This is a genomic window from Streptomyces sp. R11 (assembly GCF_041051905.1).
Lineage (GTDB): Bacteria > Actinomycetota > Actinomycetes > Streptomycetales > Streptomycetaceae > Streptomyces.
On the sequence record NZ_CP163432.1, the window covers coordinates 5,151,567 to 5,172,246 of the forward strand.

The 20,680-nt window shown below is 70.0% G+C and carries 19 protein-coding genes; 10 read left to right on the plus strand and 9 right to left on the minus strand.

Annotated elements, in window-relative coordinates; genetic code table 11:
* The first annotated feature begins 11 nt into the window (after positions 1–11).
* Positions 12–773, plus strand: a complete 762-nt coding sequence (locus AB5J55_RS23870) for a MerR family transcriptional regulator (RefSeq protein ID WP_369272618.1) — start codon at positions 12–14, stop codon at positions 771–773.
* A gap of 27 nt (positions 774–800) precedes the next feature.
* Here the strand turns inward: AB5J55_RS23870 and AB5J55_RS23875 are convergent, their stop codons facing one another.
* Entirely contained in the window at positions 801–1,166 is a 366-nt protein-coding gene (locus AB5J55_RS23875) for a YbjQ family protein (protein WP_369272619.1), read from the minus strand.
* Between the two features lie 133 nt (positions 1,167–1,299).
* On the opposite strand from AB5J55_RS23875, the gene AB5J55_RS23880 reads away from it, so the two are divergent.
* Positions 1,300–2,196: a DedA family protein gene (locus AB5J55_RS23880; protein ID WP_369272620.1), complete on the plus strand. Its 897-nt coding sequence runs from the start codon at positions 1,300–1,302 to the stop codon at positions 2,194–2,196.
* 91 nt (positions 2,197–2,287) lie between these two features.
* Here AB5J55_RS23880 and AB5J55_RS23885 read toward each other — a convergent pair whose 3' ends face one another.
* Together AB5J55_RS23885 and AB5J55_RS23890 are read right to left on the minus strand one after the other, a co-directional pair.
* Entirely contained in the window at positions 2,288–3,919 is a 1,632-nt protein-coding gene (locus AB5J55_RS23885; protein ID WP_369272621.1) for a threonine/serine exporter ThrE family protein, read from the minus strand.
* 118 nt (positions 3,920–4,037) lie between these two features.
* A complete protein-coding gene (locus tag AB5J55_RS23890) occupies positions 4,038–4,529 on the minus strand; it encodes an inorganic diphosphatase (RefSeq protein ID WP_164425123.1) in 492 nt (163 codons plus the stop codon).
* A gap of 79 nt (positions 4,530–4,608) precedes the next feature.
* Here AB5J55_RS23890 and dacB point away from each other — a divergent pair, with 79 nt between their 5' ends.
* The 6 genes from dacB to folE all read left to right on the plus strand — a co-directional run bounded on the left by dacB (position 4,609) and on the right by folE (position 12,506).
* A complete protein-coding gene (gene dacB, locus AB5J55_RS23895; protein ID WP_369272622.1) occupies positions 4,609–6,246 on the plus strand; it encodes a D-alanyl-D-alanine carboxypeptidase/D-alanyl-D-alanine-endopeptidase in 1,638 nt (545 codons plus the stop codon).
* Positions 6,247–6,348: 102 nt separating this feature from the next.
* Positions 6,349–7,473, plus strand: a complete 1,125-nt coding sequence (locus AB5J55_RS23900) for a zinc-dependent metalloprotease (RefSeq protein ID WP_369272623.1) — start codon at positions 6,349–6,351, stop codon at positions 7,471–7,473.
* 211 nt (positions 7,474–7,684) lie between these two features.
* Positions 7,685–8,875: a tRNA lysidine(34) synthetase TilS gene (tilS, locus tag AB5J55_RS23905; RefSeq protein WP_369272624.1), complete on the plus strand. Its 1,191-nt coding sequence runs from the start codon at positions 7,685–7,687 to the stop codon at positions 8,873–8,875.
* A gap of 72 nt (positions 8,876–8,947) precedes the next feature.
* Complete coding sequence (hpt, locus tag AB5J55_RS23910) at positions 8,948–9,508, plus strand: hypoxanthine phosphoribosyltransferase (protein ID WP_328430472.1); 561 nt, start codon at positions 8,948–8,950, stop codon at positions 9,506–9,508.
* Between the two features lie 207 nt (positions 9,509–9,715).
* Positions 9,716–11,755, plus strand: a complete 2,040-nt coding sequence (gene ftsH, locus AB5J55_RS23915; protein WP_369276275.1) for an ATP-dependent zinc metalloprotease FtsH — start codon at positions 9,716–9,718, stop codon at positions 11,753–11,755.
* A gap of 145 nt (positions 11,756–11,900) precedes the next feature.
* Positions 11,901–12,506, plus strand: a complete 606-nt coding sequence (folE, locus tag AB5J55_RS23920; protein WP_062723369.1) for a GTP cyclohydrolase I FolE — start codon at positions 11,901–11,903, stop codon at positions 12,504–12,506.
* Positions 12,507–12,528: 22 nt separating this feature from the next.
* On the opposite strand, the gene AB5J55_RS23925 is transcribed toward folE, so the two are convergent.
* The 6 genes from AB5J55_RS23925 to AB5J55_RS23950 all read right to left on the minus strand — a co-directional run bounded on the left by AB5J55_RS23925 (position 12,529) and on the right by AB5J55_RS23950 (position 17,769).
* Positions 12,529–13,017 (minus strand): DUF3180 domain-containing protein, encoded by a 489-nt coding sequence (locus AB5J55_RS23925; RefSeq protein WP_369272625.1) that lies wholly within the window; start codon positions 13,015–13,017, stop codon positions 12,529–12,531.
* 57 nt (positions 13,018–13,074) lie between these two features.
* Positions 13,075–13,686: a 2-amino-4-hydroxy-6-hydroxymethyldihydropteridine diphosphokinase gene (gene folK, locus AB5J55_RS23930; RefSeq protein WP_369272626.1), complete on the minus strand. Its 612-nt coding sequence runs from the start codon at positions 13,684–13,686 to the stop codon at positions 13,075–13,077.
* Positions 13,683–14,042, minus strand: coding sequence for a dihydroneopterin aldolase (gene folB, locus AB5J55_RS23935; RefSeq protein ID WP_369272627.1), 360 nt, complete (start codon positions 14,040–14,042; stop codon positions 13,683–13,685). Before folB ends, folK begins: the two co-directional genes overlap by 4 nt.
* A gap of 385 nt (positions 14,043–14,427) precedes the next feature.
* Positions 14,428–14,931, minus strand: coding sequence for a nuclear transport factor 2 family protein (locus AB5J55_RS23940; protein ID WP_369272628.1), 504 nt, complete (start codon positions 14,929–14,931; stop codon positions 14,428–14,430).
* On the minus strand, positions 14,928–15,833 hold the full coding sequence (folP, locus tag AB5J55_RS23945; protein ID WP_369272629.1) for a dihydropteroate synthase: 906 nt from the start codon (positions 15,831–15,833) through the stop codon (positions 14,928–14,930). Before folP ends, AB5J55_RS23940 begins: the two co-directional genes overlap by 4 nt.
* Before the next feature lie 103 nt (positions 15,834–15,936).
* Positions 15,937–17,769 carry a phosphatidylglycerol lysyltransferase domain-containing protein gene (locus tag AB5J55_RS23950; RefSeq protein ID WP_369276276.1) on the minus strand — a complete coding sequence of 611 codons (1,833 nt, stop codon included), beginning with the start codon at positions 17,767–17,769 and terminating at the stop codon, positions 15,937–15,939.
* Between the two features lie 260 nt (positions 17,770–18,029).
* Between AB5J55_RS23950 and AB5J55_RS23955 the strand changes: the two genes are divergently transcribed.
* Positions 18,030–19,145, plus strand: coding sequence for an alpha/beta hydrolase (locus tag AB5J55_RS23955; RefSeq protein ID WP_369272630.1), 1,116 nt, complete (start codon positions 18,030–18,032; stop codon positions 19,143–19,145).
* Between the two features lie 160 nt (positions 19,146–19,305).
* Positions 19,306–20,661 (plus strand): hypothetical protein, encoded by a 1,356-nt coding sequence (locus AB5J55_RS23960; RefSeq protein WP_369272631.1) that lies wholly within the window; start codon positions 19,306–19,308, stop codon positions 20,659–20,661.
* The last annotated feature ends 19 nt before the right edge of the window (positions 20,662–20,680 follow it).

Genomic DNA, 20,680 nt, shown 5'->3' on the forward strand with positions numbered 1-20,680 from the left:
AGGGAGCGGAAGTGAGCTACTCCGTGGGACAGGTCGCCGGCTTCGCCGCAGTGACGGTGCGCACCCTGCACCACTACGACGACATCGGCCTGCTCGTGCCCAGCGAGCGCAGCCACGCGGGCCACCGGCGCTACAGCGACGCCGACCTCGACCGGCTGCAGCAGATCCTGTTCTACCGCGAGCTCGGTTTCCCGCTCGAGGAGGTCGCCGCCCTGCTCGACGACCCGGACGCGGACCCGCGCGCACACCTGCGCCGCCAGCACGAGTTGCTGACCGCCCGGATCGAGAAGCTGCAGAAGATGGCGGCGGCCGTGGAGCACGCCATGGAGGCACGCAAGATGGGCATCAATCTCACGCCGGAGGAGAAGTTCGAGGTGTTCGGGGACTTCGACCCGGACCAGTACGAGGAGGAGGTGCAGGAGCGCTGGGGCAACACCGACGCCTATCGGCAGTCACAGCAGCGCGCCGCCTCGTACACCAAGGAGGACTGGCAGCGGATCCAGCGCGAGGCCGACGAGCTCAACCGCCGCTTCGTCGCGCTCATGGAGGCCGGTGAGCCGGCCGACTCCGAGGCGGCCATGGACGCCGCCGAGGCGCACCGCCAGGGGATCGCCCGCAACCACTACGACTGCGGGCACGAGATGCACGCCTGCCTCGGCGAGATGTACGTCTCCGACGAGCGGTTCACCCGGAACATCGACCAGGCCAAGCCGGGCCTCGCGGTCTACCTGAGGGACGCGATCCTCGCCAACGCCGCCCGGCACTCCTCATAGGCTCCTGGCCCGGGGCCCGTACGCGGGTCACTCCCGGGCCAGGACCACCGCCGTCCCGTAGGCACACACCTCGGTGCCCACGTCCGCCGCCTCCGACACATCGAAGCGGAACGCCAGGACGCCGTTCCCCCCACGCGCGCGTGCCTGCTCGACGAGCCGCAGCATGGCTTGGTTGCGGGTCTCCACGAGGGTTTTCGTGAGGCCCTTGAGCTCACCGCCGACCAGCGACTTCAGTCCGGCGCCGATCTGGCTGCCCACGTGCCGGGAGCGCACGGTCAGTCCGAAGACCTCACCCAGAACCGTGGTGACCCGATAGCCGGGAATGTCATTGGTGGTCACCACCAGGACGTCGGGCTGTGGCTCCTGCCCGCCGCCGTACTCATCGATGCCCATGAATCACAGCTTTGTCCCAGCAGGGGCACAGTGCATCCTGAGGGGGTCCATGGAACCTGGGCGGCCAGTGCAGCGTTGATAATTTGAGCACCCAGCTTCGCCTCCGCCCCCTCCCCGCAGGAGCCACAATCCCGTGACCACGCTTGCGCTCGGCCCCGAGTGGCTCAGCCCGGACTATCTGATCGAGACCTTCAGCCTCCCCGGCATCCTGCTGATCGTCTTCGCCGAGTCCGGCCTCTTCGCGTTCCTGCCCGGGGACTCCCTGCTGTTCACGGCGGGCCTCTTCGTTGCCGAGGGGAACTACATCAGCCAGCCGCTGTGGCTGGTGTGCACCCTGATCGTGCTTGCCGCCGTCATCGGCGACCAGGTCGGGTACATGATCGGCAAGTTCTTCGGCCCGAAGCTGTTCAACCGGCCCAACTCCAAGCTCTTCAAACAGGAGAACCTGGAGAAGGCCCACGAGTTCATGGAGAAGTACGGTCCGAAGGCGATCGTCCTCGCCCGTTTCGTGCCGATCGTGCGCACCTTCGCCCCCATCGTGGCGGGCGCCGGCCGTATGCAGTACCGCACGTTCCTCACGTACAACGTCATCGGCGGTATCGCCTGGGGCACCGGCGTCACCCTCGCGGGCTACTGGCTCGGCCAGATCGGCTTCATCAAGAAGAACGTCGAAGCGATCCTCATCCTGATCGTCTTCGTCTCCGTGGTCCCGATCATCGTCGAGTACCTGCGGGAGCGCGCCAAGAAGAAGCGCGCGGCGGCCCAGGCTCCGGCCGCACCGGCCCAGCAGGCACAGCAGGCCCCGATGATGGACGACGCGACGACCCAGCTCCGCCGCATCCCCTCCGAGGACCACCCCCGGCAGTACGGCAACCAGGGTCAGCAGCAGTACGACTACGACCAGCAGTACTACGGCCAACAGCAGCCGCAGCAGCAGCCGTACGCCCAGCAGTACCCCCAGGGCTACGGCCAGCAGCAGCCGTACGGCGGTCAGCAGAACCAGCAGTACCCGCCGAACCAGGGTTACTGAAGCGCCCCTTCAGGGGTGCGGGGAAGTGCGGGATCAACCACACACCCCCCGCAGCCGCCGTCGATCCGGAAGCGACCGAGCTACCAGGCGCTCAGAACCCTCGAGTCCGCTTGGCAGCTCGCCGCTTCTCCGGCGACCCGATCCGCAGGAACAACCGAGAGATCTCCGACCCGAGGTTGACCCCGATCGCAATGGCCATGGCCAAGGAAGCCGCCGTGGCCAGGGAGACCAGCCCCTCGTCGACATCGTTCTGCGCGATCGCCAACAGCCCGAAGTACGTGGCGGAACCCGGCAACAGGGGCCCGATCGCCGCAGTCGTGTACGGCAACGCGGACGCGAACCGGTACCGCGCCATCAACTGCCCGAACAGCCCCACGAGCCCGGCCGCGACGGCCGTGGAGGCGACCGGCGAGAACTCACCGGCGTAGTGCATCGCGCCGTACACCACCCAGGCGACACCCCCGTTGAGGGTCACCGCGAGCACCGTGGTCCGTTCCTGCTGGAGCAGCACGGCGAAGGTCAGCGACAGCAGCATCGACGCGGCGATCTGCCAGTACGGCCGGTCGGAGGCGAGCAGTGCCTCGTCCGGGGTGAGCTTGGCACCCAGGTTCACGCCGAAGTAAAGGATCACCAGCACGCCGACGACGATGCCGACGAAGAAGTACAGGACCTCCAGCAGTCGCGCGGCCGCGGTGATGTAGAAGCCGGTCAGCCCGTCCTGCACGCCCGCCACCAGCGCCCGTCCGGGCAGCAGCGCGAACAGTCCACCGGTGATGACCGCGGACGCCTTCACGTCGACGTGTGCCAGCGTCAGTGCGACCCCTATCGCGGCGGGCGGCATCGCGGCCACTGTGAACTGGTAGAACTCCGGCAGCCCTCGCCCGGCGCACAGCCACGCCAGCCGGTCGCCGAGCATCGCGCCCAACATGGCCGCGACGAACACGATCAGGTCACCGCCGACCAGCACCGAGGCCGCGCCCGCGAGCAGACCGCTCGCCGAGGTCAGCACCCAGGTCGGGTACGGGTGCCGGTTGCGGCGGATCTCCGCGAGGCGCCCGTAGGCCTCCTCCAGGGAGATGTGGCTCTCCGGGTCGCTGAGGTCGTCGACGAGCTGGTACACGGCGGCCAGACGCGTGTAGTCGGTGCCGCGCCGGCGCACCGTGCGCGACGCCGTCACCGGATCGTCCACCAGCGAGGGCTGGTACGAGATCGACAGCAGGGTGAAGGTGACGTTCGGCTCGCAGCGGTCCAGGCCGTAGGAGCGGCAGACCGCGAACATCGCGGCCTCGACGTCCTCGGCGCCCTCACCGCCCGCCAGCAGCAGTTCGCCGATACGCAGGGTCAGGTCGAGCACGCGCGGAACGGCCGGGCCCTCGTCCTCCGCCCGCGGCATCCGCTCCGGCGCGGGCCGCTCGGCGACCGGCATCCGCAGCATCGTGCGCATCCGGTCCTGCCAGGGCAGGTCCTTGGTCAGGCTTATCCGCGGTATGCCGCCGGCCGGGGTGAACGCGGGCGGGGCGTCCTCGACGGTGTAGCCGCTGGGCGCCGTGAACGCCGAGCCCTCCGGCTCGTGGAGCGGCGGCTGCAGCACGTCCAGCCCCTTGGGCAGGGCGAACTCGGACGTGGTCTCCGACTCGCTGTCGCCCACCTCGATCCCGGCGGGAGGCGTGAAAGCCATCCTCGCCTCGTCCGACTGCGGCTTGCGGTCCTCCGCGTCCGTCACCTGCGTAACACTCCCTGTACGACACCTCCTGCCGCTCTCAGTATGCGCACAGACACGCGAACGGGCTGCACGCGCACGCGTGCAGCCCGTTCACTTGTGGCTCAGAGGTGCCGGTGGCTCAGTGGCCGCCCTGGTCCTTGAAGCGCTTGTAGGACCGCTCGATCTCGGCCTCGGCGTCGGTGCGGCCCACCCAGTCGGCGCCCTCGACGGACTTGCCGGGCTCCAGGTCCTTGTAGACCTCGAAGAAGTGCTGGATCTCCAGGCGGTCGAACTCGGAGACGTGGTGGATGTCACGCAGGTGCTCCTGGCGCGGGTCCGTCGCCGGCACGCACAGCAGCTTGTCGTCGCCGCCCGCCTCGTCCGTCATCCGGAACATGCCGATCGCGCGGCACTTGATGAGGCAGCCCGGGAAGGTCGGCTCGTCCAGGATGACCAGCGCGTCCAGCGGGTCGCCGTCCTCGCCGAGGGTGTTCTCGACGAAGCCGTAGTCGGTCGGGTAGGCGGTCGAGGTGAAGAGTCGACGGTCCAGGCGGATCCGACCGGTCTCGTGGTCCACCTCGTACTTGTTCCGCGAACCCTTCGGAATCTCGATCGTGACGTCGAACTCCACCGGTGGCTCCTCCATGATCAGCACATAGTTCTGGTGGTTAAGTGTCCCTCACGCAGGTGTGTGATCGCGAAAGGGGCTGGTGGTCGTGCCAGAGCTGAGGCCTTGGCGAGCCGCGAGACCGCATGTGACGCGGGTCGCGGGCGCCGTTCGACCGCGTCTGGCACGGGCCGCGGACGCCGTACGCCCACGTCTCGCACGCGCCGCGACGGCCGCGAAACCGCAGGTCAAACGGCTCGCCCGAGCCGTATCACCGCAGGCCGCGCGGATCACGAAGCCGAAGACCTGGCAGTACACCGCGGGCGCCGCCACCGCCGGACTGGCGCTGGCCGCCGGAGTGGTGACCGCCGTCGGCCCCTGGGACTCCACCGGTCAGCGTACGGCCGAGCGGGACTGGGCGGCCGCCCAGGAGCGTACGGGTGGCGCAGATCACGGTCGTAATACTGATACGTCCGGTTCGTCCGATGCGGCGGGCGAGGCGCCCCGTCCCGCCCCTTCCGCGGGCTCCGTCCTGACGGGCCTCGGCGGTGGCGTCGGCACCGTGAACTCGGTCCCGAACAGCCGGGCTCTCGCCGACCTCCTCGGCCCGCTCCTGGACGTCCCGGAGCTCGGCACGCGCAGGTCGGCGGCGATCGTGGACGTGGCCAGCGGCAAGCGCCTCTTCGGCGTCGGAGCCGCCGAGCCCCTCACGCCCGCGTCGACGACGAAGATCGCCACCGCCGCGGCCGCCCTCACCGCGATGGGCCCCGATCACCGCCTCACCACCCGCACCGCCCTCGAACCCGACACCAAGGAACTCGTCCTGGTCGGCGGCGGCGACCCCACCCTGACGGCCCGCAAGGATGCCGACGGCTGGGCGAGCCTGCGCGAGCTGGCCGACGCGACCTCGAAGGCGCTGAAAAAGCGTGACGTACGCGAGGTCACTCTCTCGTATGACAAGACCCTCTACGCCGGCCCCGAACTGCACCCCATCGGAGAGGACGGCAACCTCGCCCCGGTCAGCGCCCTCATGGCCGACGAGGCCCGCCCGAACGACTCCACCAGCGGGCCGGTGACCCGGGCGAAGGACCCGGCCATGGACGCGGCGACCAAGTTCGCGTCCTTCCTCGCCGACCGCGGCATCAAGACGACGTCCCCCGGCCCGTCCAAGGCGACGAACCGGGCCGAGGCCCTCGCCGAGGTCTCCTCGCCCCCGCTCTCCTCCCTGGTCGAGCGCATGCTCACCAACAGCGACAACGACATCGCCGAGGCACTCGCCCGCCACACCGCCGTCGCGAGCGGCAAGCGCGCCGACTTCAACGGCGGCGGGCAGGCGATCGCAGCCCAGCTGAAGAAGCTCGGACTGCCGGTGTCCGGCGTCTCCTTCAAGGACGGCAGCGGCCTCAACCGCGCCGACAGACTCAGCGCGGACCTGCTCACGTCCCTCCTGGCCAAGGCGGCCGACCCGACCCACCCGCAACTGCGCGCGGCCCTGACCGGCCTCCCGGTGGCCGGCTTCACCGGCACCCTGAGCAGCCGCTACACGGACGGGGCGGCAGGCATCGTCCGGGCCAAGACAGGCACCCTGACCGGCGTCAACGCCCTGGCCGGCACGGTCGTCGACCAGGACGGACACCTGCTGGCCTTCGCCTTCCTGGCAACGAACACGACGAACAAGGAGGCCGCCCAGTCGGCCCTGGACAGAACCGCAACGGCACTGGCGGCCTGCGGCTGCAGTTAGGCACCTGCGGGCGCCGTCCGACTGGCGTCCGCCCCGGCCGACCCCGCCTCCGCAAATCCCCACGGCCTGCCCCAAGTGGGAACGCTCACGTACGGTTGACACATGACGAGCATCGGTGGTGCCGAGATGGTCGACTGGAATCTCGCGGTGGCGACCGCGACCCGGCTCGTGCGGCCGGGCCCGGAGGTGAGCCGCGACGAGGCCAGGGCCGTCGTCGCCGAGCTGCGACGACATGCCAAGGCCTCGGAGGAACACGTCCGGGCCTTCACTCGTATGGGCACGGAGGACACCCACGACACCCCCGTCCTGGTGGTCGACCGCCCCGGCTGGGTGCGGGCGAACGTCGCCGGGTTCCGCGAGATCCTCAAGCCCCTGCTCGACAAGATGCAGGAGCGGCGCAGCGGCAGCCCCGGCGGCGCGGTCATGGGCGCCGTCGGCGGCAAGGTCACCGGCGTCGAACTCGGCATGCTGCTGTCCTTCCTGGCCTCCCGGGTCCTCGGCCAGTACGAGACCTTCGCCCCGGCCACCCGCGAACTCCCGGCGGGAGAGAACGGCGCCGGCCGACTCCTGCTCGTCGCCCCGAACATCGTCCACGTGGAGCGCGAACTCGACGTACAGCCCCACGACTTCCGCCTGTGGGTGTGCCTGCACGAGGAGACGCACCGCACGCAGTTCAGCGCCGTGCCGTGGCTGCGGGACCACCTCGAGGGCGAAATCCAGTCTTTCTTGGCGGAGACGGATGTCGACCCCATGACCGTCCTGGAGCGCATCCGCGAGGCCGCACAGTCGCTCGCCGGCGGCCGGCCCGAGGCCGAGGAGGACGACGCCGGACGCTCGTTCGTCGAACTGGTGCAGACTCCGGCCCAGCGGGAGATCCTCGGCCGGCTCACCGCAGTGATGTCGCTACTGGAGGGCCACGCCGACTTCGTGATGGACGGAGTCGGGCCCCAGGTCGTGCCGACCGTCGCCGAGATCCGCGAGAAGTTCCAGCAGCGGCGCGCCAAGGGCGCCTCCCGACTGGACATGGCCCTGCGCAAGTTGCTGGGTCTCGACGCCAAACTCAGGCAGTACCGTGACGGCGAACGCTTCGTACGGGCCGTCCACGACCAGGTCGGCATGGACGGCTTCAACCGCGTGTGGACGTCCCCGAACACCCTCCCGACCAAGTCGGAGATCGCCAAACCGGCGGACTGGATCGCGCGGGTGCACCGCAAGGCGGAGTCGTGAATCGCGCGCCGAGTTGTGCATCTCATACGAAGGTCGTGAACCGAATCCGGCCGACGGCAGGCGAACGCCCCTCCAATCACCCGTCCGAGGGACCGTGAGCCATGGGTAGGCGTGCAATGCTCGGGGAACGGCCCGTCTCTGTCACCATCTACACACTCTGAGTGACCGAGCTCGGGCTCACCCCCCGAAAACTTCATGAAGGGAACCGGACATGGGTCCCCATCCTGCGGTCGCGGCGATACGCCTGGCGGTCCGCCGCGTCCTCCACGACATCCTCACCCAACACAGCCGCACCACCGACGCCCTCGCACCCGGCAGCCGGCGCGCGACCTCTTACGAGATCCCGCACATGTCGCTGCCCCCGGCGCCGCCCGTGACGCCGACCGGCGCAGCGCCCGCCGCCCACGACACGGCGCGCGAACCGTCGTACGCGCCCCCCGGCCGGGCCCCGCAGGAGCCCCCGCGCACCACCCCGCACGAGCGACCCCCCTCCCCGCTCGTGCTCGTGGCGTGCTCCGGCGGCGCCGACTCCATGGCCCTCGCCTCCGCCCTCGCCTTCGAGGCCCCCAAACTCGGCATCCGCGCCGGTGGCATCACCGTCGACCACGGTCTGCAGCCCGGCTCCGACCTGCGCGCCGAGGAAGTCGTCCTGCGCATGCGCGAACTCGGCCTCGAGCCCGTCGAGTCCATCGCCGTGACCGTCGGCCGCTCGGGCGGACCCGAGGCCGCCGCCCGTGACGCCCGCTACACCGCCCTCGACGACGCGGCCGTCCGCCACGGCGCCATCGCCGTCCTGCTCGGCCACACCCGCGACGACCAGGCCGAAACCGTCCTGCTCGGCCTCGCCCGCGGCTCCGGCATCCGCTCCCTGTCCGGAATGGCCGCGGTCTCGGGGGCCGGCGGCCGTTACCGCCGCCCCTTCCTCGGGCTCGACCGGCAGACCGCGCGCAAGGCCTGCATGGTCCAGTCCCTGCCGGTCTGGGACGACCCGCACAACGCCGACCCGGCGTACACGCGCTCACGCCTGCGCCAAGAGGGCCTGCCGGCCCTGGAGAAGGCGCTCGGCAAAGGCGTCGTCGAGGCCCTCGCCCGCACGGCCCAGCTCTCCCGCGACGACGCCGACGCGCTCGACGCCTGGGCCGGCCAGGCCGAGGCCGCCGTACGCGACGCGGCCGGCCTCCTGGAGTGCGCCAAGCTGTACGCGCTGCCGCCCGCCGTACGCCGCCGGATCCTGCGCCGCGCCGCCATCGAGGCCGGTGCGCCCGCCGGAGCGCTGTTCGCCCGTCACATCGAGGAAGTCGACCGTCTGATCACCAGCTGGCGCGGTCAGGGAGCCATCAATCTCCCCGGCAAAGTCGTCGCCCAGCGCCAGGGTGGCAGACTGGTGATTCGGCAAGGCTGATTCCCGACCCCTCCGCGAACACGACGGAGGGGCCGGCCGAGCCAATCAATGCGGGACGACCGACCGAAAGTGATGCGGGTGGACGCGAAAGACATGGGTGCCGACCTCCAGCGGGTGCTCATCACCAAGGAAGAGATCGACGCGAAGCTGGCTGAGCTGGCCGCGAAGATCGACGCGGAGTACGCGGGCAAGGACCTGCTCATCGTCGGAGTCCTCAAGGGCGCGGTGATGGTGATGGCCGACCTCGCGCGGGCGCTGTCCACCCCCGTCACCATGGACTGGATGGCCGTGTCGTCGTACGGCGCCGGCACCCAGTCCTCCGGTGTCGTGCGGATCCTCAAGGACCTCGACACCGACATCAAGGGCAAGCACGTCCTCATCGTCGAGGACATCATCGACTCCGGTCTGACGCTGTCCTGGCTGCTGTCCAACCTCGGCTCGCGCGAGCCCGAGTCGCTCAAGGTGTGCACGCTGCTGCGCAAGCCGGACGCCGCGAAGGTCGCCATCGACGTGGAGTGGGTCGGCTTCGACATCCCCAACGAGTTCGTCGTCGGCTACGGCCTCGACTACGCCGAGAAGTACCGCAACCTCCCGTTCGTCGGTACGCTCGCGCCCCACGTCTACGGCGGCTGAGTCCGGCGGTCCGCGATCGCGGACCCGAAGGGCCCAACACCCGTACGAAGATCGGGAACCCCGGCGGGCCTCGCGCCGTTGGAGCATGCAGACGGGCTTACCGGCCGTCCCGTGCGGCTACGGGCGTCGAAGCTGGGGTACCGTCAGAAGAACTGTCTTATCAAACTCACTATGGCAGGAGGGACGGGGCGGCACCGCTCCGTATGGATGGACGTGAAGCGATACTTCCGTGGGCCGGTCATGTGGATCGTGCTGGCCGTCCTTGCCGTGGTCGTGTTGATGCAGGTCGTCGGCTCGTCCGGCGGCTACAAGACGGTGGACACCGGCCAGGTCGTCCAGGCGATCAACGAGAACAAGGTCGAGTCGGCCAAGCTGACCACCGGCGACGAGCAGATCATCAAGGTCCAGCTCAAGGACGGCCAAAAGGTCGAGGACGCCACCAAGATCCAGGCGAGCTATATCGGCGACCAAGGCGTGGACATCGCCAACACGCTGCAGAACAAGTACCAGCAGGAGCAGATCCCGGACGGCTACACGGTCTCGCCGTCCAAGCAGAACCCGTTCGTCGGCATCCTGCTCTCTCTGCTTCCCTTCGTCCTCATCGTGGTCGTCTTCCTGTTCCTGATGAATCAGATGCAGGGCGGCGGCTCCCGGGTCATGAACTTCGGCAAGTCCAAGGCGAAGCTCATCACCAAGGACACCCCGAAGACGACGTTCTCGGACGTCGCCGGCTCGGACGAGGCGGTCGAGGAGCTCCAGGAGATCAAGGAGTTCCTGCAGGAACCGGCGAAGTTCCAGGCCGTCGGGGCGAAGATCCCCAAGGGCGTACTGCTGTACGGCCCGCCCGGCACCGGTAAGACCCTGCTCGCGCGCGCCGTCGCGGGCGAGGCGGGTGTGCCCTTCTACTCGATCTCCGGTTCCGACTTCGTCGAGATGTTCGTCGGTGTCGGTGCCTCCCGAGTCCGTGACCTGTTCGAGCAGGCCAAGGCGAACGCCCCGGCGATCGTCTTCGTCGACGAGATCGACGCGGTCGGCCGTCACCGCGGTGCCGGCCTCGGCGGCGGTCACGACGAGCGCGAGCAGACCCTGAACCAGCTGCTCGTCGAGATGGACGGCTTCGACGTCAAGGGCGGCGTGATCCTCATCGCCGCGACGAACCGGCCCGACATCCTCGACCCGGCCCTCCTGCGGCCCGGCCGCTTCGACCGCCAGATCGCGGTCGACCGCCCGGACATGCAGGGCCGTCTGGAGATCCTCAAGGTTCACCAGAAGGGCAAGCCGGTCGCCCCGGACGTCGACCTGTCGGCGGTCTCCCGCCGTACGCCGGGCTTCACCGGTGCGGACCTGAGCAACGTCCTCAACGAGGCGGCGCTCCTGACGGCCCGCAGCGACAAGAAGCTGATCGACAACCAGATGCTCGACGAGGCCATCGACCGCGTCGTGGCGGGCCCGCAGAAGCGGACCCGGATCATGTCGGACAAGGAAAAGAAGATCACCGCGTACCACGAGGGCGGACACGCCCTGGTCGCGGCGGCTTCCCCGAACTCCGATCCGGTCCACAAGATCACGATCCTCTCCAGAGGCCGTGCTCTCGGCTACACGATGGTCCTGCCGGACGAGGACAAGTACTCCACGACCCGCAACGAAATGCTGGACCAGCTGGCGTACATGCTGGGCGGCCGCGCGGCCGAGGAGCTCGTCTTCCACGACCCGACCACGGGCGCGGCGAACGACATCGAGAAGGCCACCACCACGGCCCGCGCGATGGTCACGCAGTACGGCATGACCGAGCGCCTCGGTGCCATCAAGTTCGGCGGCGACAACACCGAGCCGTTCCTCGGACGTGAGATGGCTCACCAGCGCGACTACTCGGAAGAGGTCGCCGCGCTGGTGGACGAGGAAGTCAAGAAGCTCATCGAGAACGCGCACAACGAGGCCTGGGAAATCCTGGTCGAGAACCGCGACGTCCTCGACAACCTGGTCCTTCAGCTGCTGGAGAAGGAGACGCTGGGCAAGGAGGAGATCGCCGAGATCTTCGCCCCCATCGTCAAGCGTCCGCCCCGGCCCGCCTGGACCGGTTCCTCCCGCCGTACGCCGTCCACCCGTCCGCCGGTGCTCTCCCCGAAGGAGCTCGCACTGACGAACGGCGCCAACGGCGCGACACCGGCGATCACCACCGCCAAGTCGACGGCGACGGAGCCCGCCCCGGTGGCCGAACCGGCCCCCGAGGAGCGTCCGGAGAGCTGACGCCGCCCAGGCCCTGGTGACCACACCAGGCCCGGAATGAATGCCACGCCCCCCAGGTTTTAGCCTGGGGGGCGTGGCATTTTCGTATGCCGGCAGTTCAGACGCGTGACCCACACGCGCCACCCGCAAAGGATCGAGGCACCACATGACCGACCCCGTGACGCTGGACGGCGAGGGCCGCATCGGCGAGTTCGACGAGAAGCGCGCCGAGAACGCCGTACGCGAGCTGCTGATCGCGGTCGGGGAGGACCCGGACCGGGAGGGGCTTCGGGAGACGCCGGGGCGGGTGGCGCGGGCGTACAAGGAGATCTTCGCGGGGCTGTGGCAAAAGCCCGAGGATGTGCTGACGACGACGTTCGACATCGGGCACGACGAGATGGTGCTCGTGAAGGACATCGAGGTGTACAGCACCTGTGAACATCATCTGGTGCCGTTTCGCGGTGTCGCTCACGTCGGCTACATTCCGGCCACGTCCGGCAAGATCACGGGCCTGTCCAAGCTGGCGCGGCTGGTCGATGTCTACGCCCGTCGGCCTCAGGTGCAGGAACGGCTGACCACGCAGATCGCGGACTCCCTGATGGAGATCCTGGAGCCGCGTGGTGTGATCGTCGTCGTGGAGTGCGAGCACATGTGCATGTCGATGCGGGGCATCCGCAAGCCGGGCGCGAAGACCATAACGTCGGCGGTGCGCGGTCAGTTGCGGGACGCGGCGACGCGCAACGAGGCGATGAGCCTCATCATGGCCCGCTGAGACGCGGTGCGCTGACCCCGCTCTAGACCGTGGGCGCCGCCCCCGCGCCGTTGTGCTCGTCGTCCTCCGGGAGTTTGCAGACGCGCTCCAGGAAGATGGCTGCCGCTATCACGCCGATGCCTGCCACGACGGAGAAGCCGGCGTAGATGGCCTGGTCCCGCCGGGCGGGGATGTCGAGGGACTCCAGGAGGAAGACGCCCGCGCCGCCGTACATGCCGGCGACGAGGGCGGCGACCAGGGCGCTGGACTGGCCGAAGACGACCGCGCGGGCGGCCATCAGGGGGTCGACGCCCTTGGCTTCCGGGCGGCGTTCGCGTTGGGCCTTGAGGCGGGCGCGGATCGAGAGTGCCGTGGCGAGCAGGATCACAGCGATGACCGCCAGGACGATCGGCGCGGCCAGCGGGACGCTGGGCAGGGTCCCGACGGCGTTCCACAGCCGGGCGCCTGCCCAGGACAGGACTCCGGCCACGATGAACACGCCTGCCAGCAACCTGATGCGCAGCTCTCTCACGGTGCCCCTTCAGCTCCCCCGGGTCCCCACGGAATGTGGTCGTCTTGACCTTAACGACTATTCGGGCAGCTGGAGTTCCAGGTCCTTGCGCGGTGCGACGCCGTCCCGGGTGACGGTGCCGAGCAGGTCGACGACGGGACCGCGGCCGGGCAACTGGGCCTCGGGCTCCAGGTCGTGCCAGGGGGCGAGGACGAAGGCGCGTTCGTGGGCGCGCGGGTGGGGCAGCGTGAGGTTCGGGTCGTCGGAGACCAGGTCGGCGTACGCGACGATGTCGACGTCGAGGGTGCGTGCGCCCCAGTGCTCGTCCCGTACGCGGTGGAAGGCCTCCTCGACCGCGTGCGCCCGCTCCAGCAGGGAGGACGGGGGGAGGGTGGTCTTGAGGACCACGATCGCGTTGAAGTACGAAGGCTGGGTGCCCGGCTCGACGCCCCACGGCTCCGTCTCGTAGACGGGGGAGACCCCCTTGATGCGCACGCCCGGGGTGTCCTCCAGGGCGTCGATGGCGCCCTGCAGGGTCTCCAGGCGGTTGCCCAGGTTGGAGCCGAGGGAGATCACGGCCCGTTTCGGGTTGCTGAGGGTGGTGTCGGCGGCGTCGACCTGGTCGACGACGGAGGCGGGTACCGGCTGTACGGTCGGGTCGTTGGGGCCCTTGATGAACGGTGCAGTCATACTCGGCTCCGGGTGATGGTGACGGTCACGTCGTCGAAGGGGACGGTGATCGGCGCGTCCGGCTTGTGGACGGTGACCTCGACCTCCTGGACCCCTTCGTGCTTCAGACAGGCCTGGGCGATGCGCTCGGCGAGCGTCTCGATGAGGTTGACCGGGTCGCCCTCGACGACGGCCACGACCTCCTCCGCCACGATGCCGTAGTGCACGGTCTTCGCCAGGTCGTCGTCGGCGGCGGCGGGTCGGGTGTCCAGGCCCAGGACGAGGTCCACGACGAAGGTCTGGCCCTCCCTGCGTTCCTCGGGGAACACACCGTGGTACCCGCGGGCCTTCAGGCCGCGCAGCGCGACACGATCCACGCGAATCACTCCTGCAATCGTCGGTGACGGCCGGTCGATGCCGTGTGCGGGCGGCACACCGGCCTCGACCGAATCTACCTGCGGGCACTGACAGGGCCGGGCCACGGGGGCGTGGGTCCGGTCCGGGGCCAGGAGGATTCACTGGGTGTTTCCCCTGGCGAACCCGGCGGCTCACGGGTTGGTAGCCGCGCCTACCCGGGGACGCGTGATTCCAACCACTTCTTGCTCCCGGCGGGGGCCGACGGGCCCCCTTGCGGGTGGCTCCTGCGAGTCATCCCGGTGTTTGTCCGTGATTGTCCCTGCGCGTGTTCCTGCCGTCCTGTGGTGCGGCCCTGTGGTGCGGTCCTGTGCGGTCCTGCGGTCGTCCTGTAGGCCGCCTACCCACTCAGGAGGGGGTGTCGTCGCTCTCGTCCTCGTCGTTTTCGGCCAGAACCGGCGAAGCGTGGTGCGACCACATCTTCCAGCCCTCCGGCGTGCGCCGGAACACGTTCGTGGCGACCACGAGCTGGCCCACGAGCGGGCCGAGCTCCTCGTCGCCCTCGGGGGCGGGCCCGCCGCTGAGGATGTTCTCGGTGCAGGTCACCACGGCGGTGTCGCCGGTCACGGAGACGTGGACGTCGGTGAGGAAGAACTGGATGTAGTCGGTGTTCGCCATGATCAGCGCGTACGACCGCAGGACCTCGCCGCGGCCGGTGAGAACCGGCCAGCCGGGGTGCACGCAGGAGACCACGCCGACGTCCGCCGGGTCGTGGTAGGTCTCGTCGACGCCGAGGTCGGAGGGGGTGAGCCAGAACGAGGACAGCTCCTCGAAGTCGCCGCGCTCCATCGCCTCGTAGAAGGCGGTGTTGGCGGCCTCCACCTGCTCGACGTCGGTGTGCGGGGCGCTCACCGGGCTCCCTCGGCGGCTTGCGCGCCAGGCGCGTTCTCAGGGACGCGCGCTCCCTCGACGGCGCGTGCCACGCGCACCGCGTCCGCAGTGGCGTGTACCTCGTGCACCCGCACCGCCCAGGCGCCGGCGTGCGCCGCGAGCGCCGAGACGGCGGCCGTGGCGGCGTCGCGCTCGCGCGCGGGCGGCGGCGCGCCCTCCGGCCCGGCGAGGACACGGCCGAGGAACCGCTTGCGGGACGCGGCGACGAGGAGGGGGTGGCCGAGGGCGAGGATGCGGTCGAGGTGGGCGAGGAGCACGAGGTCGTGCTCGGCGTCCTTGGAGAAGCCCAGGCCGGGGTCGACGACGACGCGGTCGGGGGTGATGCCGCCGGCCAGAACGGCCTCCACACGCGCGTGGAGCTCGTCGACGACCTCGGCGACGACGTCGTCGTAGACGCCCTTGACGTTGCCGCCCTCCAGGAAGCCGCGCCAGTGCATGACGACGAAGGGGGCGCCGGCGTCCGCGACGACAGGGATCATCGCGGGGTCGGCGAGGCCGCCGCTGACGTCGTTGACGAGGGCGGCGCCGGCGGCGAGGGCCTGCTCGGCGACGGAGGCGCGCATGGTGTCGACGGAGATCGTGACGCCCTCGGAGGCGAGGCCGCGGACGACGGGGATGACGCGGCGCAGTTCCTCGGCCTCGTCGACCCGGCTGGCGCCGGGGCGGGTGGACTCGCCGCCGACGTCGACCAGGTCGGCACCCTCCTCGACCAGGGCGAGGCCGTGCTTGACGGCGGCCGTCGTGTCGAACCAGCGGCCTCCGTCGGAGAAGGAATCGGGGGTCACGTTGACGACTCCCATGACCGCGCACCGGTCCCATTGCGGAAGGCCCGTGACGCGCCCGCGTCCGCTCTGCTTGCTCATACGTTCAGCCTAGGCCCAAGGGGGTGCCGGGACGTGCCGTAGCCCGAGCGGGAGCCCTTGGGGCAGGGGGTGGGGCTTGCGCTCGGGCCGGTCCGGGAGGCGGTCACGCCGCCTGGGCGTCCCGTTCCGTCACCCGGTGCGGGCAGGGGCGCGGTGCGTGGGTACGGCGGCGCAGGAAGCGCGGCAGCGGCAGGGCCAGGTTCACGAATCCCTCGGCCTGCATGGCGGCGAAGCCGAGGCGGGGCAGGTCGGCCGAGGCGCGGTAGACCACGAAACGGGGCTCCCAGCGTGGCCGGAACTTGGCGTTGAACTTGTACAGGGACTCGATCTGGAACCAGCGGGACAGAAAGACCAGCAGGCCCCGCCAGGCGCGCAGCACCGGACCCGCGCCGATCTTCTCGCCGCGGGCCAGTGCCGAGCGGAACATCGCGAAGTTGAGGGATACGCGCGCGATGCCGAACCTCGGGGCGGCCTGGAGGGCGGCGACGATCAGCAGTTCGTTCATGCCGGGGTCCGCCGAGCGGTCGCGGCGCATCAGGTCCAGCGAGACCCCGTCCGTGCCCCACGGCACGAAGTGGAGGATCGCCTTGAGGTCGCCGTACTCTCCCGGTTCCTCGTCGGCCTTGTGGGCGGTGGCGACGAGACAGTCGCCGTCGGCGGGGTCGCCGACGCGGCCCAGCGCCATGGAGAAGCCGCGCTCGGTGTCGGTGCCGCGCCAGTCGTCGGCGGCGCGGCGGATGCGGTCCAGCTCGGTCTCGCCGAGGTCACGGACGCGCCGTACCCGGGTCTCGTAACCGGCGCGCTCGATGCGCTTGACCATCTGTCGCACGTTGCGCATCGCGCGGCCGGCGAGCGAGAAATCCGGGACGTCCACCACCGCCTCGTCGCCCAGTTCGAGGGCGTCGAGCCCGGTCTCGCGGGTCCACACCTCGGCGCCGGTCTCGGAGCAGCCCATGACGGCGGGGGTCCAGGAGTGGGCCTTGGCCTCGTCCATGAAGCGCTCGATGGCGCCGGGCCAGGCCTCGACGTCGCCGATGGGGTCACCGCTGGCGAGCATCACGCCGGAGACGACGCGGTACGTCACCGCCGCCTTGCCGCTGGGGGAGAAGACGACTGCCTTGTCGCGGCGCAGCGCGAAGTGGCCGAGGGAGTCGCGGCCGCCGTGCTTGGCGAGCAGCGCGCGCAGGCGAGCCTCGTCGTCCTCGGTGAGGCGGGCGGCGGGGTGTTCGGGGCGGAAGGCGAGGTAGATCGTCGTGACCGCCGTGATCCAGCCGAGGGCGCCGAGCGAGAAGGCGACCGTCCACGAGGTGTTGCCCTGGTAGTCGACCGGGCCCTCGAAGCCGAACAGGCCGTACAGGACGTGGGTGATGCGGTCGACCAGGCTCGGGTCGCCGACCAGGGTGTTCGGGTGGGCGCTGACGATGATCAGGCCGAGGGCGAGGGAACCGGCGCCCATGAGGACGAAGTTGGCCAGCGCCCGCCACCGGCTGCGCGGGTCGGGCAGGGCGGTGAACTGGTCGCGGTGGCGCAGCAGAGTGGCCAGCAGCGCCAGGGAGATGAGGACGCCCACCACGGAGTGGCGGTAGGTGAACTGCGCGACCGCTCCGGCCGGCAGCAGCACGACGGCGGCCCGCCATGCCCGCCGCTTGCCGCGCTTGAGGCCGTGGGCGAGCAGGAGCAGCAGTACGCCGGCGCTCAGCGAGAGCGCGGCCGCGAACGGGCCCGTGGAGCCCGGCAGCACCTCGGCGATGGCGTGCATACGGCTGTGACGGAAGCGCGGGAAGACACCCGCGGCGATGTCCAGCAGGCCCACCAGCGCGCAGGCTCTGCCGACGAGCAGGGGAACTGCCTCGGGGCGCGGGCCGCGGAGCAGATGCCGTACCCGGCTGGGCAGTTGCCCCACTCGGCTCGATCGTTGAGGAACCGCGCCCGACATTTCCACATCTGTCCTGACAGACATCGCATCCCATTAGTTCTGCGAGAGACCTTGGATCCGGTGCCGATTCGGGCATCCGGCGACATTGCGCCCTCTAGGACGGTGTCTTGAGGGGAGAGGTTCACTCGGCTTCCCAAAACCGTTTCAAAGGCCAAGGAAAGTCCGGGGCAAGCCCTTGCGAAGGTGCAGGGGAGGCAGCGCGGGCGCATGTGTCGTGCGCCCGCGTGGACCGGACGGAAAGTGCGGACAGGTAACCATCGATGGGGCTCACGAGCGACAAGGTGCTGGCGCTGGCGGTGTCGGCCGCCGTAGGGCTGTTCGTCGGCACGGTCTGGCTGTGGCCGCGACTGGCGCGCCGAGGCCGGCGGGCGGTCGGCGGGCGCGTCGGCCTGCTGTTCTCCACGCAGTTGGCGCTCTTCGCCGCGGTCGGTCTCGGAGCCAACCAGGCCTTCGGGTTCTACGCCAGCTGGGCCGACCTGTTCGGTCAGGAGGACGAAATGGGCGTCGTCGTGGACCACACGCCCGCGCGTGGGCCGCTTCGGGTCGTCGACACGCGGCGGGTGCCGGGGGCGGCGAGTGCCCGGCCGCAGGTGGGCGGGCAGATCCAGAAGGTCGGGATCGTGGGCCGTGCGACGCGGATCGCGACGCCCGCGTACGTCTATCTGCCGCCCGAGTATTTTCAGCCGCAGTTCCGCACGCGTACGTTCCCGGCGGCCGTCGTTCTCACCGGGTATCCGGGTACGGCCGAGGCGCTGGTGGACAAGCTCGACTATCCGCGTACGGCCGGGCGGCTGGCCGCTGACGGGCGTATGCAGCCGATGATCCTGGTGATGATGCGGCCCACGGTGGCGCCGCCGCGGGACACGGAGTGCGTGGACATTCCCGGGGGGCCGCAGACGGAGTCGTTCTTCGCGAAGGATCTCCCCGATGCCGTGAGCGGGCACTACAGGGTGGGGCGTGAACCGGGTGGCTGGGGCATCATCGGGGACTCCACGGGCGGCTACTGCGCGTTGAAGCTCGCCATGCACCACCCCCGGGTGTACGCCGCCGGGGCGGGACTTTCCGCGTACTACAAGGCGCCGATCGACGCCACGACGGGAGATCTCTTCCAGGGTGACGAGGAACTGCGCAATCGCGCGAACCTGTGGTGGTACCTGGAGCACATGCCGGCGCCGGACACTTCACTGCTGGTCAGCAGCAGCAAAGTTGGAGAATCCAACTACAAGGACACGTTGAAGTTCATTGAACGCGTGAAGGCCACGAAGCTGACGCGGATCTCGTCGGTCATCCTCGAAAGCGGCGGGCACAACTTCAACACCTGGCGGCGGGAGATTCCGGGGACGTTGGAGTGGGTGAGTGGGCGGTTGAGCGGGTGAGCGGGCGTTGAGTGCGTGAGTGGCGGCGCGGCTTTGTGATCTTGGGTCCTGGTTAATTCGGGGCGGATCTGATTGCTGATGCACTGTGAACGACTCGGGATGGCTGTGTTTTTACGGGGTGGGGCGCCAAGATTCGCCTACGCGCGGTAAGTTTCTGGCCATGCCACGTGGACGTCACCGTCATTCCCCGCCCTTGCACAGGCTGCTGCCCCCGTCGGCGATCGCAGGCGTATCCGTTGTCTGCGCCCTTGCGCCGTGGGTGTTCACCGAGCCCGTGGTGCTGCGCGGCCTTGCCGCGGCCGCCGCGGCGACGGCGGTCGTCGGTGGGGTCGTCATGCGCCGCTGGGACGCGCAGGCGGGCAAGCAGGTCGCCGACCTCACGCGCGCGCGTGCGAGCGATGAGTGGCGGCACGAGGAGCGGGTCGCCGAGTTGGAGACCGACCTCGAGGAGTCGCGCGAGCTCCGGGTGAAGCTGGAGCAGCGGCTGCGGGCCAAGCGGGCCGAGCTTGCGGGGTTGCGCAACGAGCATGCGTCGCTGCTGCGGCGGTACGCCACGGCGGAGACCGAGCGGGCGAGTGTGCTGGAGGAGCGGCGGGTCCTGGAGATAGAAGCGGGGGCGCCTGCGCGGGCGTTGCCGCCGGGGGCCGTGCCGGGTCCGGTTGACGGGGCGGGGACTGTGGCTGTCCCTGCTGATGTCGAGGCCGACTCCGAGGGTGCTGCGGTTGAGGCCGAGGTTGAGGTCGACGCCGAGGGCGCCGAGGCCGAGGCCGTTGAGGAGGCGCCGGCGGCTTCTGCTGTTTTCTCGCCTGAAGGGTCTCGGCTGTTCCTGCGGGCCAAGGAGGCGTTGGCGCGGTTCGACGAGGACGGGGAGTCTCCGGCGGGGGAGTCCGCGAAGAGTGAGTCCTCGGAGGGCGAGCCCGCCAAGGGCGCGTCCTCGAAGGCTGAGCCTCCGACGGACGAGCCGCCGAACAACGAGCCCCCCAAGGGCGACGGGCCTTCCAACGACGAGCCGGTGAAGACCGGTTCGGGGGCCGCCGAGGCGGAGGCGGGGGACGCCGCCGGGTCCGAGACGGAGCCTGCGCTGGAGGATGACGCGCAGGGGAAGCCCGAGGCGGTCGACGGGCATGAGCGCGCGGCCGCCGGCACCTCGACGGGCGCGGTCGCCCGCACTGCCCAGCCCGCGCTTCCTGCGGCCCAGCAGCCGTCCGGGCACTTCATCGCGCCGACTGCCGTGGCCGTCGTGCCGGCGACGCCCGTACGGCGTCCGGCGGTCCAGGGTGGCTTCGACTTCTTCGGAACCAAGCGGGCCGAGTCCTCCGCGTTGGAGTCCGTCCAGAACGAGGACCTCGCCGATGTCGTGGGCCAGGAGGCCCTGGCTCTTCACAAGGCCGAGGCCGAGGCGGAGTTCAAGCCTGCGGACGAGGAGTCCCGGGGGATCGGGCAGGTCATCGACCTGACGGCTCATGACGAGACCGAGCAGATCGATGTGCAGGGGTTGCGCAGCGCGGTTTCCTAAGGGGGGCCGACGCCTCTCT